13 protein-coding genes are annotated in these 14,895 nt (G+C 71.7%); 7 read left to right on the top strand and 6 right to left on the bottom strand.

Annotated elements, in window-relative coordinates:
- Positions 1 to 3: 3 nt before the first annotated feature.
- Complete coding sequence (locus IF655_RS08430) at positions 4 to 600, bottom strand: DUF3043 domain-containing protein (RefSeq protein ID WP_199583432.1); 597 nt, start codon at positions 598 to 600, stop codon at positions 4 to 6.
- Positions 601 to 899: 299 nt separating this feature from the next.
- Between IF655_RS08430 and IF655_RS08425 the strand changes: the two genes are divergently transcribed.
- Together IF655_RS08425 and IF655_RS08420 are read left to right on the top strand one after the other, a co-directional pair.
- Entirely contained in the window at positions 900 to 1,676 is a 777-nt protein-coding gene (locus IF655_RS08425) for a PspA/IM30 family protein (RefSeq protein WP_199583430.1), read from the top strand.
- 33 nt (positions 1,677 to 1,709) lie between these two features.
- Entirely contained in the window at positions 1,710 to 1,988 is a 279-nt protein-coding gene (locus tag IF655_RS08420; protein WP_199583428.1) for a hypothetical protein, read from the top strand.
- Between the two features lie 30 nt (positions 1,989 to 2,018).
- On the opposite strand, the gene IF655_RS08415 is transcribed toward IF655_RS08420, so the two are convergent.
- Positions 2,019 to 3,356, bottom strand: coding sequence for a DUF3616 domain-containing protein (locus IF655_RS08415; RefSeq protein WP_206775632.1), 1,338 nt, complete (start codon positions 3,354 to 3,356; stop codon positions 2,019 to 2,021).
- 295 nt (positions 3,357 to 3,651) lie between these two features.
- Here IF655_RS08415 and IF655_RS08410 point away from each other — a divergent pair, with 295 nt between their 5' ends.
- The 3 genes from IF655_RS08410 to IF655_RS08400 all read left to right on the top strand — a co-directional run bounded on the left by IF655_RS08410 (position 3,652) and on the right by IF655_RS08400 (position 8,841).
- Complete coding sequence (locus IF655_RS08410) at positions 3,652 to 4,872, top strand: sensor histidine kinase (protein ID WP_199583424.1); 1,221 nt, start codon at positions 3,652 to 3,654, stop codon at positions 4,870 to 4,872.
- Positions 4,869 to 5,546: a response regulator transcription factor gene (locus IF655_RS08405; RefSeq protein WP_199583423.1), complete on the top strand. Its 678-nt coding sequence runs from the start codon at positions 4,869 to 4,871 to the stop codon at positions 5,544 to 5,546. The genes IF655_RS08410 and IF655_RS08405 overlap by 4 nt, the downstream gene beginning before the upstream one ends.
- A gap of 178 nt (positions 5,547 to 5,724) precedes the next feature.
- Positions 5,725 to 8,841 carry an efflux RND transporter permease subunit gene (locus IF655_RS08400; protein WP_199583421.1) on the top strand — a complete coding sequence of 1,039 codons (3,117 nt, stop codon included), beginning with the start codon at positions 5,725 to 5,727 and terminating at the stop codon, positions 8,839 to 8,841.
- A 91-nt stretch (positions 8,842 to 8,932) separates the two neighbouring features.
- Here the strand turns inward: IF655_RS08400 and IF655_RS08395 are convergent, their stop codons facing one another.
- Positions 8,933 to 9,511 (bottom strand): Uma2 family endonuclease, encoded by a 579-nt coding sequence (locus IF655_RS08395; protein ID WP_018545526.1) that lies wholly within the window; start codon positions 9,509 to 9,511, stop codon positions 8,933 to 8,935.
- Positions 9,512 to 9,659: 148 nt separating this feature from the next.
- Complete coding sequence (gene nadA / locus IF655_RS08390) at positions 9,660 to 10,844, bottom strand: quinolinate synthase NadA (protein ID WP_199583419.1); 1,185 nt, start codon at positions 10,842 to 10,844, stop codon at positions 9,660 to 9,662.
- A 272-nt stretch (positions 10,845 to 11,116) separates the two neighbouring features.
- Between nadA and erpA the strand changes: the two genes are divergently transcribed.
- Positions 11,117 to 11,473 carry an iron-sulfur cluster insertion protein ErpA gene (gene erpA / locus IF655_RS08385; RefSeq protein WP_161180710.1) on the top strand — a complete coding sequence of 119 codons (357 nt, stop codon included), beginning with the start codon at positions 11,117 to 11,119 and terminating at the stop codon, positions 11,471 to 11,473.
- Positions 11,474 to 11,565: 92 nt separating this feature from the next.
- On the opposite strand, the gene IF655_RS08380 is transcribed toward erpA, so the two are convergent.
- Together IF655_RS08380 and IF655_RS08375 are read right to left on the bottom strand one after the other, a co-directional pair.
- Complete coding sequence (locus tag IF655_RS08380) at positions 11,566 to 13,422, bottom strand: hypothetical protein (RefSeq protein WP_242488660.1); 1,857 nt, start codon at positions 13,420 to 13,422, stop codon at positions 11,566 to 11,568.
- Positions 13,423 to 13,514: 92 nt separating this feature from the next.
- Positions 13,515 to 13,724, bottom strand: coding sequence for a hypothetical protein (locus IF655_RS08375; protein WP_199583417.1), 210 nt, complete (start codon positions 13,722 to 13,724; stop codon positions 13,515 to 13,517).
- A gap of 130 nt (positions 13,725 to 13,854) precedes the next feature.
- Between IF655_RS08375 and IF655_RS08370 the strand changes: the two genes are divergently transcribed.
- Positions 13,855 to 14,829: a carbohydrate kinase family protein gene (locus IF655_RS08370; RefSeq protein WP_199583415.1), complete on the top strand. Its 975-nt coding sequence runs from the start codon at positions 13,855 to 13,857 to the stop codon at positions 14,827 to 14,829.
- Positions 14,830 to 14,895 lie beyond the last annotated feature (66 nt).

The following is a 14,895-nucleotide window of genomic DNA, read 5'->3' as shown; positions in this document are numbered from 1 at the left end:
CGCTCAGGGTCGCTCTCCGCGCTTGACCTGCGGCTTGGGCAGCCGGAGCCGACGCATCTGGAGCGAGCGCATCAGACCGTAGGCCACCGCGCCCCTGCGGTTGTCGTTCGGGAAGCGCTGGGCCAGCGCCTTGCGCAGCCGGACGCCGCTCCACGCCGAGTCGGCCACGATGAGCACGATCACGATCAGCCACAGGATCAGCGCGATGCTCTGCAGCGCGGGCACCCGCACGACGCTGAGCACCAGGATCACGATGGCCGAGGGCAGGAAGTACTCCGCGACGTTGATCCGCGAGTCCACCCAGTCACGGGCGAACTTCCGGATCGGGCCCTTGTCACGGGCGGGCAGGTACCGCTCATCACCGCCGGCCAGCGCCTTGCGCTGCCGCTCGAGAGCGCCGCGGCGCTCCTCGCGCTGGCGCTTGGCCGCGTCCTTGCGGTTCGTGGGCGTACTGGCCACGCTGCGCCGCTGGGACTGGGCCTCACTGCGCTTGGGCGTGGGCCTGCCCTTCGGGGCCTGCGGGTCACGGGTCTGCTTGGAGAGGGTCACCTGCGCCTTGTCGGCGGGGGCCTTCTCTTCCTTGGCACGGCTACGGAACACAAAACCCAAGGGTACGGGCTTCGCGGCATGGACCCCAGCCCTCTGGGGAACGATCCGGCAACACCCGGCGTCTGTAGCAGGGACCGCACCGGGGGAAACGGGGGACGAACGGGGCGCCGCCCGGGGATCACCTACTCCTCACGCCGGAGCGGGGGCGTCCGCCCTCGTCCCTGGGGAGGAGAGCATGAGGTCCCGAACGGTGCGGTAATGGAGGCAGGGCCCGTACTGTGGGTTCTGTCGCAGGATCGGTGAGCCGGAGTTCCGTCAGAAGGGGGCGCGCGAAGCCCATGAGCGGTGTCATGAAGCGTATGGGGATGATCTTCCGCGCGAAGGCGAACAAGGCCCTTGACCGGGCCGAGGACCCGCGCGAGACCCTCGACTACTCGTACCAGAAGCAGTTGGAGCTGCTCCAGAAGGTGCGCCGGGGCGTGGCCGACGTGGCGACCTCCCGCAAGCGCCTGGAGCTCCAGCTCAACCAGTTGCAGCAGCAGTCCGGGAAGCTGGAGGACCAGGGCCGCAAGGCGCTCGCGCTCGGCCGCGAGGACCTCGCCCGCGAGGCGCTCTCCCGCCGTGCCGCCCTCCAGCAGCAGGTCACCGACCTGGAGACGCAGCACGCCACGCTCCAGGGCGAGGAGGAGAAGCTGACGCTCGCCGCCCAGCGCCTCCAGGCCAAGGTGGACGCCTTCCGCACCAAGAAGGAGACCATCAAGGCGACCTACACCGCCGCCCAGGCGCAGACCCGCATCGGCGAGGCGTTCTCCGGCATCTCCGAGGAGATGGGCGACGTCGGTCTCGCGATCCAGCGCGCCGAGGACAAGACCGCCCAGCTCCAGGCCCGCGCCGGTGCCATCGACGAGCTGCTCGCCTCCGGCGCCCTGGACGACCAGTCCGGCATGGCCAAGGACGACATCCAGGCCGAGCTGGACCGCCTCTCCGGCGGGTCGGACGTCGAGCTGGAACTCCAGCGGATGAAGGCCGAGCTGGCCGGGGGCTCCCCGCAGCAGGCCATCGAGGGCGGCACCGGCCAGGCGCAGGACCGGCAGTCGCAGGACACCCCGCGCTTCGACAAGCAGTAGCCCGCCGCCGGGACCGACGCCGAGGAGGCCGACGTGATCGTACGGATCATGGGCGAGGGCCAGGTGCGCGTGGACGACGCGCACTTCACCGAGCTGAACAAGCTGGACGACGAGCTGCTGGCCGAGATGGAGAGCGGTGACGAGGCGGGCTTCCGCCGCACCCTCACCGCCCTCCTCGACGCCGTCCGGAGCTTCGGCACCCCGCTGCCGGACGACGCCCTGGAGCCCTCCGAGCTGATCCTGCCCGCCCCGGACGCCACCCTGGAGGAGGTCCGGGAGCTGCTCGGGGACGACGGACTGATCCCGGGCTGACCTGCCCGGGACCACGCAGACTCCGGGACGTCAGTTCAGCGTGAACCACGTGGTGCGGGACTTCTGCCACTCCGGGTGGGAGAGGTCCTTCGCCTCGGTGCCGTCGCCGTAGAGGTCGGCGCTGCCGTCGTCGGTGATCAACTGAACCCGGCCGCCGGGCACCGACAGATCGGGCGTGGTCACGATCGACTCCCAGCCGCCCGCGTCCGCCGTCGGCAGGTCCAGCGCCTTCACCGGCTGGTGCCCCGCCACGCCGTCCCACGTGTAGAGCGCATAGGGCGCGCTGTTGTCCTCCGCCGCCCAGGACCCCGCCAGGATCAGATACTGCCCCTGGTCGCCCAGGCGCAGATCCCGCACCGACAGACCGCCGAGGTCCAGCTCGACGGGCGTGCCGAACGTCGCCTTCGTGCCGCGTACCACCTGGTCCATGTTCGTCACCGGCACCAGCAGCGCCTTCCCGCCCTCCTGCGGCGGGACCAGCGGGGCGCGGAAGCCCAGGTAGGCGGTGGTGGTGGAGCCGGGCGCGAACTCCAGGCCCTCCACGTTGAGCCCGTCGACCTGCTTCGGGGTCTGCCCGTCGGCGGTCGCCGCGGCGAAGCCGTACCGGTCGCCGTTCGCCTGGTCCCAGGCCACCAGGTCGTCCCGGAGCCGGTGGCCCGCCGTCCCGAAGGTCACCGAGGTCGCCGCGCCGGAGCCGGAGAGCGTGGTGGTGAAGACGGTGTTCCGGGCGGGCTTGTACGCGCCGTCCTTGTTGTTGCCGAGCGAGCCGGTCCAGTACACGGTGTTCCCGATCCGGGTGCCGCCCTCGATGTCCACCTCCTTGTCGGCGCCCAGCGCACTGCTCAGGTCCCAGCTCCTCACCGGCGCCCCGGAGGACGAACCGTCGTACAGGCGCAGGGTGTTGTCCTCGTCGTTGGCGACCAGGAGGTAGCCGTTCCCGGCGTCCACGGCGGCCGAGGCGTCCGACGCGCCGGTCAGATAGCGGGCGTCCGCCGAGTGCTGCACCGCCGGGGACGCCGCGTAGTGCAGGGTCGCGGTGGCCGTCTTGCCGCCGAGCCCGGTCACCTTCAGGGTGAGGTCGGTGTAGCCCTGCGCGTGGGCGGTGACGGCGACCGTACGGGTCTCGCCCGCGCCCGTGACCTGCACGTCTCCCGTGCCCGCCACCGCCGACCTGCTCGTCTTGCTCGCGGCGACCGTCAGGTCGGAGGCGCTCGCGCCGCTCTGCGCGACCGTCGCCGTGACGACCGGGTCCCCGCTCGCGCCGACCGCGCCCGACAGATACCCGGCCGACAGCTTGATCGTCGGCGTCCCGTAGCTCGCTGCCGCCGCCGGGGCGGTCGGCAGCAGCGGGGCAGCCGCCGACACCAGCGCGAGCGCGGCGACCGTCCACAGGGAGCGGAGGGACGAGGGGTGGGGGCGCACGGGGACCGCCTTTCGTCGACTGGACGCGTCCGGCCGCCTGGGCACGGACGCCGAGCAGAAGGCTGGGCCGGTACGGCCAACACCAGGCGTCCGTCATGGATACCCGGGGCGAACACCGACCGACACCTGACGGTCCGTGCGGCGCGTGGGGGGCTGTCAGCGACGGCGTGGCGACCATGACAGACCCCGGCTGTCCGGGGACCGATTCCCGTACCCCGCCCGGCGCCCGTACTGTTCACCGGTGAGCACTCTCCAACGCGCCCGGTACGGAGCGCAGGCCCACCCCCTCGCACTGGACGCCGTCCTCGCCGGTCTGGTGCTGGTGTGCATGATCGGCGGCTCCTTCGCCTCGCCGCACGGCGAGCACGGTGTCGCCTGGGGCGAGCGCGCCCCGGACCCGCTGAGCCTGGTCCTGATGGTCGTCGGTGCCGTCGCGCTCGTGCTGCGCCGCCGCGCGCCCATGGCCGTCCTCGCGGTCACCGGCGTCTGCTCGCTCGTCGAGTGCGTCACCGGCGACCCGCGCGCCCCCGTCGTGATGTGCGCCGTCGTCGCCCTCTACACGGTCGCCTCCACCACCGGGCGGGCCACCACCTGGCGCGTCGCGCTGCTGGTCACGACCCTGCTGACCGCCGCCGCGATGCTCGCCGGACCGCTGCCCTGGTACGCCCAGGAGAACCTCGCCATCATCGCCTGGACCGGCATCGGCGCCACCGCGGGCGACGCCGTGCGCAGCCACCGCGCCTTCGTGCAGGCGATACGGGAGCGCGCCGAACGCGCCGAGCGCACCCGCGAGGAGGAGGCGCGCCGCCGGGTCGCCGAGGAGCGGCTGCGCATCGCCCGCGAGCTGCACGACGTGGTCGCCCACCACATCGCCCTGGTCAACGTGCAGGCGGGCGTCGCCGCCCATGTCATGGACCGGCGCCCCGACCAGGCCAAGGAAGCGCTCGCCCACGTCCGCTCCGCCAGCCGCTCCGCGCTCGGGGAGCTGCGCGCCACCGTCGGTCTGCTGCGCCAGTCCGGCGACCCGGCCGCGCCCACCGAACCCGCCCCCGGTCTCAACCGCCTCGACGAGCTGGCGGGGACCTTCCGCAGCGCCGGACTCCCGGTGGAGGTCGCCCGCGCCGACCAGGACACCGAACTGCCCGCCGCCGTCGACCTCGCCGCCTACCGGATCGTCCAGGAGGCGCTGACCAACGCCCAGAAGCACGCCGGGACCGGCGCCAAGGCCGAGGTCAGTGTCGTACGGGTGGGACCGAACATCGAGGTCAGCGTGCTGGACAACGGACCCGGCGGCACCGCTGCGCCCGGCGGGGGCGGCGGGCACGGGCTGCTCGGGATGCGCGAGCGGGTCACCGCGCTCGGCGGCACCCTGACCACCGGACCCCGCTTCGGCGGCGGCTTCCGCGTCCATGCCATCCTGCCGGTCAAGACCCGTACGACCGACCGGGAGGAGTCCGCGTGACGATCCGCGTCCTGCTCGCCGACGACCAGGCGCTGCTGCGCAGCGCGTTCCGGGTGCTGGTGGAGTCCGAGCCCGGCATGGCCGTCGTCGGGGAGGCGTCCGACGGCGCCGAGGCGGTACGGCTGGCCAAGGAGCGCGCCGCCGACGTGGTCCTCATGGACATCCGGATGCCCGGCACCGACGGACTCGCCGCCACCCGCATGATCGGCGCCGACCCGGACCTCGCCCGGGTCCGCGTGGTCATCCTGACCACCTTCGAGGTCGACGACTACGTGGTGGAGGCGCTGCGCGCGGGCGCCTCCGGCTTCCTCGGCAAGGGCAGCGAGCCGGAGGAACTGCTCGCCGCGATCCGGCTGGCCGCCGACGGCGAGGCGCTGCTCTCCCCGGCCGCCACCAAGGGACTGATCGCCCGCTTCCTCGCCCAGGCGGACACCGCCGCCCCCGACCCGGTCCGCCTCGCCCGCCTCGACGCGCTCACCGGGCGTGAGCGCGAGGTGCTGGTCCAGGTGGCCGGCGGGCTCAGCAACGACGAGATCGCCGAGCGCCTGGAGGTCAGCCCGCTGACCGTGAAGACGCACGTCAACCGCGCCATGGCCAAGCTCGGCGCCCGCGACCGCGCCCAGCTCGTGGTCATCGCCTACGAGTCCGGACTGGTACGTCCCCGGACGGAGTGACCTCCACCCGCGTGTACTGCGCGTGGAGTAGGAGCCGGGTAAGAGACGGGACCTGGGGGCTACGGAGCCGGGTCCGGCCATGGGCCAGGGTATGGAGTGGGCGTCTTTTCCGTGCCCGCCCAAGCTTCCGCGCCCGTCCCAGCAGCTTCTGCCGCTCACAGAAGAGAGACCCTGTCCCATGTCCTGGCTGTCCCGGTTCAGCCTCAAACAGCGGGCCCTCGTCGGCCTGGTGTCGCTCGTCGCGCTGCTCTTCGGAGCCATCGCGATACCCCAGATCAAACAGCAGCTCCTGCCCACCATCGACCTGCCCATGGTGTCGGTGATCGCGCCGTACCAGGGCGCCTCGCCCGACGTGGTCGAGAAGCAGGTCGTCGAGCCCATCGAGAACAACCTCCAGGGCGTCGACGGCATCACCGGTGTCACCTCCACCGCTTCCGAGGGCAACGCCGTGATCATGGCGTCCTTCGACTACGGCAACGACACCAAGCGGCTCGTCACCGACGTGCAGCAGGCCGTGAACCGGGCCCGGGGGCAGCTCCCGGACACCGTCGACCCGCAGGTCATCTCCGGCTCCACCGACGACATGCCCACCGTCGTCCTCGCCGCGTCCTCCGGCCAGGACCAGCAGGCGCTCGCCGACAAGCTGGACCGCACGGTCGTCCCCGCGCTGAAGGACATCGACGGCGTCGGGCGCGTCCAGGTCACCGGCGTCCGTGACGTCCAGGTGGCCGTCACCCCGGACAACGCCAAGCTCGCCAAGGCAGGTCTCACCCCCGCAGCGCTGGTCCCCGCGCTGCAGGCGGGCGGCGCGACCGTCCCGGCCGGTTCCTTCGACGAGCAGGGCGCCAACCGCACCGTCCAGGTCGGCGGCGGCTACACCTCGCTGACCCAGATCAAGGATCTGATGGTCACCGGCGAGCCGGGCGCCAAGCCCGTACGCCTCGGTGATGTGGCCAAGGTCGAGGAGCGCCCGGCGCCGTCGGACTCCCTCACCCGCACCGACGGCCGCCCGAGCCTCGCCGTCAACGTCACCATGGACCACGACGGCAGCGCCGTCGCCATCTCCCAGGCGGTCAAGGACAAGCTGCCGAAGCTCCGTACCGACCTCGGCCCGGACGCGAAGCTGACCGTGGTCAGCGACCAGGGTCCGGCGGTCTCCAAGGCCATCGACGGTCTGACCACCGAGGGCGCGCTCGGTCTGCTCTTCGCGGTCCTGGTCATCCTGGTCTTCCTCGCCTCGGTGCGCTCCACGCTGGTCACGGCGGTGTCCATCCCGCTGTCCGTGGTCCTCGCGCTGATCGTGCTGTGGACGCGCGGGCTCTCCCTGAACATGCTCACCCTGGGCGCGCTGACCATCGCCATCGGCCGGGTCGTGGACGACTCGATCGTGGTCCTGGAGAACATCAAGCGCCACCTCGGCTACGGCGAGGAGCGCGGCGCCGCCATCATCGGCGCGGTGCGCGAGGTGGCCGGAGCGGTCACGTCCTCGACCCTCACCACGGTCGCCGTCTTCCTGCCGATCGGGCTGGTCGGCGGCATGGTGGGCGCCCTGTTCGGCTCCTTCAGCATCACCGTGACGGCGGCCCTGCTGGCCTCGCTGCTGGTGTCGCTGACGGTCGTGCCGGTGCTGTCGTACCGGTTCCTGCGCGCCCCCAAGGGCACCCCCGAGGACGCCGAGGAGGCGCGCCGCCGGGCGGAGGAGAAGGAGAACAACAGCCGTCTCCAGCGTGTCTACGTCCCGGTCCTGCGGTTCGCGACCCGGCGCCGTCTCACCAGTGTGCTGATCGCGGTGGTCGTGCTGCTCGGCACCTTCGGGATGTCCGGGCTGCTGAAGACGAACTTCTTCGACCAGGGCGAGCAGCAGGTCCTCACCGTCAAGCAGACGCTGAAGCCCGGCACCAGCCTCGAGGCGACGGACGCGCAGGCCAAGCGGGTGGAGAAGCTGCTCGGCTCGATCAAGGGCGTCAAGGACTACCAGGTCACCATCGGCTCCTCCGGCTTCATGGCGGCGTTCGGCGGCGGCACCGACACCAACCAGGCGTCGTACCAGGTCATGCTGAAGGACGGGGCGTCCTTCGCCGACGTGCAGAAGCACCTGACGGACGGGCTCGCGAGGCTCGACGGCATCGGCACGACCACCGTGTCGGGCGGCGACAGCTTCGGCAACCAGGACCTCAGCGTCGTGGTCAAGGCGGCCGACCCGGCCACCCTGAAGACCGCCGCCGCGAAGGTCCGCTCCACCGTGGCGGGGCTGGACGACGTCACCGACGTGACCAGCGACCTCTCGCAGAGCGTGCCGCGCATCTCGGTCAAGGCCAACGGCAAGGCTGCCGCCGCCGGGTTCGACCAGCAGAAGCTGGGCGGCGCCGTCGCGCAGGCGGTACGCGGCACCCCCGCGGGCAAGGCGATCCTGGACGACACCGAGCGCGACATCGTGGTGCGCTCCGCCAAGCCCGCGACCACGCTGGCCCAGCTCAAGAACCTGAACCTCGGGCGGGTCGAGCTCGGTGACATCGCGACCGTCAAGCTGGTCGACGGACCCGTCTCCATGACCCGCATCGACGGCCAGCGCGCCGCGACGATCAAGGGCCGGCCGACCGGGGACAACACCGGCGCGGTCAGCACCCAGCTCCAGGCCAAGCTCAAGACGCTGAAGCTCCCGGCGGGCGCCACGGCCGAGATCGGCGGTGTCTCCTCCGACCAGGACGACGCGTTCAAGAACCTGGGGCTCGCCATGCTGGCGGCCATCGCGATCGTGTTCATGCTGCTGGTGGCGACGTTCCGCTCGCTGGTCCAGCCGCTGATCCTGCTGGTCTCCATCCCGTTCGCGGCGACCGGCGCGCTCGGTCTCCTCATCGTCACCGGCACCCCGATGGGCGTCCCGGCGATGATCGGCATGCTGATGCTGATCGGCATCGTGGTGACCAACGCGATCGTGCTGATCGACCTGATCAACCAGTACCGGTCCCAGGGCTACGGCGTCGTCGAAGCCGTGATCGAGGGCGGCCGCCACCGCCTCCGCCCCATCCTCATGACCGCCCTGGCGACGATCTTCGCCCTGCTCCCCATGGCCCTGGGCGTCACCGGCCAGGGCGGCTTCATCGCCCAGCCCCTCGCGGTCGTGGTCATCGGCGGTCTGATCACCTCCACCCTCCTCACCCTCCTCCTGGTCCCGACGCTCTACGCGATGCTCGAACTCCGCAAGGAACGCCGCGCGGCCAAGAAGACAGCGAAGAAGGCGAACCCGACGGAGCCGGAGGCTTCGGCGGACGAACCGGAGCCGGTGAAGGTGTAACCGGGCGGCCGGATGTGACGTCCGGACGTGGAAAAGGCCCGGCCCGCACGATCGTGCGGGCCGGGCCTCTCTGTCTGTCACCGTCAGAGCCTCAGAGGAAGTCCGTCGTGTCCAGCTCGAAGCCGAAGGGGTCCGGGAGCGCGAGGGACGTGCCGAACGGGACGGTGCAGAGCTGGCGGTAGTCGTCGCTCCCCGGATCGCTGAACAGCGTGATCGAGGAGGCATCCCGGTCCACCAGCAGGTACAGGGGGATCCCGGCACGCGCGTAACCGTGACGCTTGGCCTCGCGGTCCGTCCGGGGCTTGCTGGACGTCACTTCGAGCACCAAGACGACGCCGTCGCAGGGCATCCAGGACTCGGCGCCGCGGTAGAGCCGCAGCGCGGTGGGCGCGAAGGTGCCGTCCGGGATCACATGGTCCTTCGGGTCGCGCTCCGCGCTTTTCAGTAGCAGGCCCTTGTTCCCGGAGAACTGCATATCGGTCCGGGACCGCCTGATCACCTGGCTCACGATCAGTCCGATGTAGTCCTCATGGTCCCCGTCGGGCGGCGGTGTCACAACGATCTCCCCCTCGATCAGCTCGGCACGGAAGCCCTCGGGGGTGTCCAGGGACAGGAAGATGTCCAGCAGTCCCTCAGCCGGCGTGGTCGGCTCATGCGCGACGGCAGTCATGTCACGCCCCTCCTTCGGTCGTTCGCCAGACTGGGACACCGGAAGATCACCTGTCCAAGAGATCGGGAACCGTTCCCCCGATCGTGGCACGAAAGGGGCGCTTCCCGACACCGGGAAGCGCCCCTGACCCACGTACAGATGAAGGCTCTTACGGCAGCGCCAGCATCCGCTCCAGCGCCAGCTTCGCGAACGCCTCCGTTTCGCGGTCCACCTCGATGCGGTTGACCAGGGTGCCCTCGGCGAGGGACTCCAGGGTCCAGACCAGGTGGGGGAGGTCGATGCGGTTCATGGTGGAGCAGAAGCAGACCGTGCGGTCGAGGAAGACGATCTCCTTGTCCTCGGCCGCGAAACGATTCGCCAGGCGGCGGACGAGGTTCAGCTCGGTGCCGATGGCCCACTTGGAGCCTGCCGGAGCCGCCTCCAGGGTCTTGATGATGTGCTCCGTCGAGCCGACGTGGTCGGCGGCGGCCACGACCTCGTACCGGCACTCGGGGTGGACCAGCACGTTGATGCCGGGCACCCGGGCGCGTACGTCCTCGACCGACTCCAGGCTGAAGCGGCCGTGCACGGAGCAGTGGCCACGCCACAGGATCATCTTGGCGTCGCGGAGCTGCTGGGCGGTGAGCCCGCCGTTCGGCTTGTGCGGGTTGTAGAGGACGCAGTCCTCCAGGGACATGCCCATCTCGCGCACGGCGGTGTTGCGCCCGAGGTGCTGGTCGGGCAGGAACAGCACCTTCTCGCCCTGCTCGAAGGCCCAGTCCAGGGCGCGCTTGGCGTTGGACGACGTACAGATCGTGCCGCCGTGCTTGCCGGTGAACGCCTTGATGTCGGCGGAGGAGTTCATGTACGACACCGGCACGACCTGCTCGGCCACGCCCGCCTCGGTCAGCACGTCCCAGCACTCGGCGACCTGCTCGGCCGTCGCCATGTCGGCCATGGAGCAGCCGGCGGCGAGGTCGGGCAGGACGACCTTCTGGTCGTCGGAGGTGAGGATGTCGGCCGACTCCGCCATGAAGTGCACACCGCAGAAGACGATGTACTCGGCCTCCGGACGCGCGGCGGCGTCCCGGGCCAGCTTGAAGGAGTCGCCCGTGACGTCCGCGAACTGGATGACCTCGTCACGCTGGTAGTGGTGGCCGAGGACGAAGACCTTGTTCCCGAGCTTCGCCTTCGCGGCGCGGGCACGCTCGACGAGGTCCGGGTCGGAGGGCGCGGGCAGATCGCCGGGGCATTCGACGCCCCGCTCGCTCTTCGGGTCGGCGCCGCGGCCGAGCAGCAGCAGGGCGAGCGGAGACGGCTGGACGTCGAGTTGCGGGGTCTGGGCGGTGGTCACGACACCTACCCTTTCTAGTTTTCGTCTAACTGACGCTATCTATCATAACCGCTTCACGTCACTTTGACGATGGCGAAAGTGTCCATGTGACGTGAATCCCGGCACGCTCCGGGACCGGAGCGCCGAGCCGCTGTCCCCCCTCCCGGCCGTGTGCGAGCATTGAAGAGAGAAGCAGAACGCGGCAACGCGCCCGCCCGGCCCGGAATGAATCGGCCGACGCGCCGGTTGCACTCCTCGAAAAGCAGTCTCCGTACGACTTGGGAGAGATGTAGATGTCCGTATCGGACGAGACCAGCACCGTCACCGACGGCATCATCGTGACCGACGCCGCCGCGTCGAAGGTCAAGGCGCTGCTCGACCAGGAGGGCCGTGACGACCTCGCCCTGCGCGTCGCCGTCCAGCCCGGCGGCTGCTCCGGCCTGCGCTACCAGCTCTTCTTCGACGAGCGCGCCCTCGACGGCGACGTCGTGAAGGACTTCGACGGCGTCAAGGTCGTGACCGACCGCATGAGCGCCCCGTACCTGGGCGGCGCCACCATCGACTTCGTGGACACGATCGAGAAGCAGGGCTTCACGATCGACAACCCGAACGCGACGGGCTCCTGCGCCTGCGGCGACTCCTTCAGCTAAGCGGCCCGGTCCGACCGGTCCGACGCGCGAGGCGGCGGCCCCCGACCCGGGGGTCCGCCGCCTCGCGCGTTCTCGCGCCCCGGCGCGGGTGACTACTTCTCGGGGCGGGCGAGCGACTCCGCCTGCGGCACGCGCCCGCCGTCCTCCGCGACGACCGTCCGCCCGGCGAGCGGCGCCTCCAGCCGTACGGTCTCGGCGAACTCCTTCGCCATCAGCACGCACACCTTGCCCGCCCGGGGGTGCTCGGTGACCGACACCGTGACCCGCCCGGCGCTCTCCTTCGCGGCGGCGCGGTGGTCGGCGCAGACACCGCCCATGAAGCGGACGGTCAGCTCACGTCCGTGCGCGCTGTACGCCCCGATCTTCACCGACCGCCCGCTCCCCGCCGAGCCCGACGGCGCCGCCGTGGTGAGGTACTTCGGGTCCACCGCCGGGTACGTCACCGTGAACGTGCCGCGCGCCGCCGTACCCCGCACCTGGTACAGCCACGACGGCACCAGCGCCTCCTGGCCGTTCACCGCGTGCGCGGCGAGCCCGAACACCGCCTTCTCCACGGTCAGCCGGTCACCCTTCGGGGACGCGGGGGAGGCGGGGGTCGTGTTCGCCCCGCACGGCTGCTCCAGCCGGTCCTTCAGCGGCTCCGGTGTCGCACAGCCCCCGATGCCCATCCGATGCCCCTCCGGCTGCGCCGAGTTGAGCAGCGCGAGGGTCTTGTCCGCACTCAGTACGGGGTATTCCGCGCCCTTCTCCGGTACGGCCGGCATCCCGTGCCCGCCGACGATCTCGCCCCGCTCGTCCACGGTCAGCCCGGTCGTCCAGCCGTAGGTGGGCAGCCCGCCCACCACCGGATCGGCGTTCACCACCCGCCGGGCACCCATGACCTGGCTCGCGTCCGTCTTCGCGCCGTCCTGCCCGAGCGCCTTGAGCACGGGCGCGACCACCGCCCTGGCCTTCGCCACGCTCACCGCGTCGGCTGCCGGGGCGACCGGGTCCTGCGCGCACACGTCGCCCTTGGGGCAGTTGTCGGTGCCGGGCGTGTACCGGCTGAACGACCACCCGCCCGCCGAGCCCCCGCTCACCCGCAGCACCGGCTCCCCGGCGCGCCCGCCGACCCGCCATCCGTCCCCGTCCGCCACCGGCGCCCCGTCGACCTGGAGCGCCCGCGCCAGCCGCGCCACCGCGTCCTTCCCGACGGCACCCTCCGGCGCCCGCACCGCCGCCGACCCCGGTCCGTCCGGCAACTTCCCCTCGGCCACGTACCGCACGCCGTACGGATTCGACTCCCCGGGCGCGATCCCCGCGGTGCTTCCCCCGTCCAACGCGAGCGGCGGGGGAGTGCCTCCCGCCCCAGCCGCTCCAGGCTCACTGTCCGCCCCGACCCCGGCGGCGAGCCACGCCCCACCGCCCCCGAGCGCCAGCACGGCAGCGGCCACGGAGGCGACGATCAGCGCGGTACGGGGGCGGGGCGGGGGAGCGGGTTCATCCGAGTGGGGCGCGGCTGAGTGGGTGGTTTCGGCGGGGGTGTCGGTGTCGCTGTCGGTGTCCGGGGTGGGGTCTCCGGGGTGGGGAGCCTCGGCGTCCGCCGTGCTGTGCGCCGCCTCCGCCTCCGCCTCCGCTTCTGCGCCCGCGTCCGCCGCCCCCGACTCTGCCGCCGCCTCCGGCTTCGCCGCCACGCTCGTGTCCGTAGCGTTGGGCTCCGCGCCCCCGCCGGTGTCCGCCGCCTCCGGCTTCGTCGCCGCCTCCGCGGTCGCCGCCGTGCTCGTGCCGACCGCGTCCGCCCTCCCGCTCGCACCCGGCTCCGCGTCCGTGCCCGTGCCGGTGCCCGACTCCGCACCCGCACGCGGTCCGGTCCCCTCACCCGCGCGCTGCTCCGCCCGCTGAGCCGCCGCGGGCTCCTCCGCGTTGTCGGGGTCCGGGACGTTGACGTCCTCAGGTCGCTCGGGGTTCACCGCATCGCTCCTCGCCGGTCCGTGCCCCGTGTCGCGGGGGCGGCGGTGGGACGTGGGTGGGGGGCGCGCGGTTCCCTTTCGTGCGCCCCGGCTCAGTCGCCGTAGTCCGGCATGGCGTCGACCAGGCGCGCCGAGCGCGGCGGGACGCGTACCCCGTGGATCGAGGACGGCGGGACCGGGCGGGCGGAGGGGTCCGTCGAGGCGGGCCAGTGCGGCGCCATCCGGGCGCAGTCGCCGCGCAGGGCGGCGAGGTCGCCGTCGAGGTCCGCCGGGGTGGGGGAGTTGCCCCTGAGGTTCGTCATGCCCGCACCGTAGGCACGCGGGCGGCGGTGAAGAAAGATCTACTATCGGGTAGTTTTCCCCGCTTCAGTGCCCGCCCGGAACCGGGTAGCGTGAACTGTCACCTCCCCTTCCGCCAGGAGAACGCCCGTCGTGCGTATCGCAGTCACCGGCTCCATCGCCACCGACCACCTCATGACCTTCCCCGGCCGCTTCGCCGACCAGTTCGTCGCGGACCAACTGCACACGGTCTCGCTCTCCTTCCTGGTCGACAACCTGGACGTCCGCCGGGGCGGCGTCGGCGCCAACATCGCCTTCGGCATGGGCCAGCTCGGCACCCGACCGGTCCTGGTCGGCGCCGCGGGCTTCGACTTCGACGAGTACCGCGCCTGGCTGGAGCGCCACGGCGTGGACACCGAGTCCGTCCGCATCTCCGAGACACTGCACACCGCCCGCTTCGTGTGCACCACGGACGCCGACCACAACCAGATCGGCTCCTTCTACACCGGCGCCATGAGCGAGGCGCGCCTCATCGAGCTGAAGACGGTCGCGGACCGCGTCGGCGGTCTGGACCTCGTCCTGATCGGCGCCGACGACCCGGAGGCGATGCTCCGCCACACGGAGGAGTGCCGCTCCCGCGCCATCCCCTTCGCCGCCGACTTCTCCCAGCAGATCGCCCGCATGGAGGGCGAGGAGATCCGGATACTGCTGGACGGCGCCACGTACCTCTTCTCCAACGAGTACGAGAAGGGTCTCATCGAGGCCAAGACCGGCTGGACCGACGAGCAGATCCTCGCCAAGGTCGGCCACCGCGTCACCACCCTCGGCTCGCGCGGCGTCCGCATCGAGCGGGTCGGCGAGGACCCGATCGAGGTCGGCTGCCCCGACGAGGAGCGCAAGTCCGACCCGACCGGTGTCGGCGACGCCTTCCGCGCCGGGTTCCTCTCCGGTCTCGCCTGGGGCGTCTCCCTGGAGCGCGCGGCGCAGGTGGGCTGCATGCTGGCGACGCTGGTCATCGAGACGGTGGGTACGCAGGAGTACCAGTTGCGCCGTGCTCACTTCATGGACCGTTTCACCAAGGCGTACGGGGACGACGCGGCGGCGGAGGTCCAGGCGCACCTGGCCTGACGCACCGACACGGATGCCCCGCGCCCGGGAGGGAGCGGGGCATCCGTGTACGACGCGACGGACGTA

The sequence above is a fragment of the Streptomyces sp. DSM 110735 genome (assembly GCF_016482685.1).
GTDB lineage: Bacteria > Actinomycetota > Actinomycetes > Streptomycetales > Streptomycetaceae > Streptomyces.
Note: the sequence above shows the minus strand (reverse complement) of the source record. Positions and strands in the feature narration are given on the sequence as shown.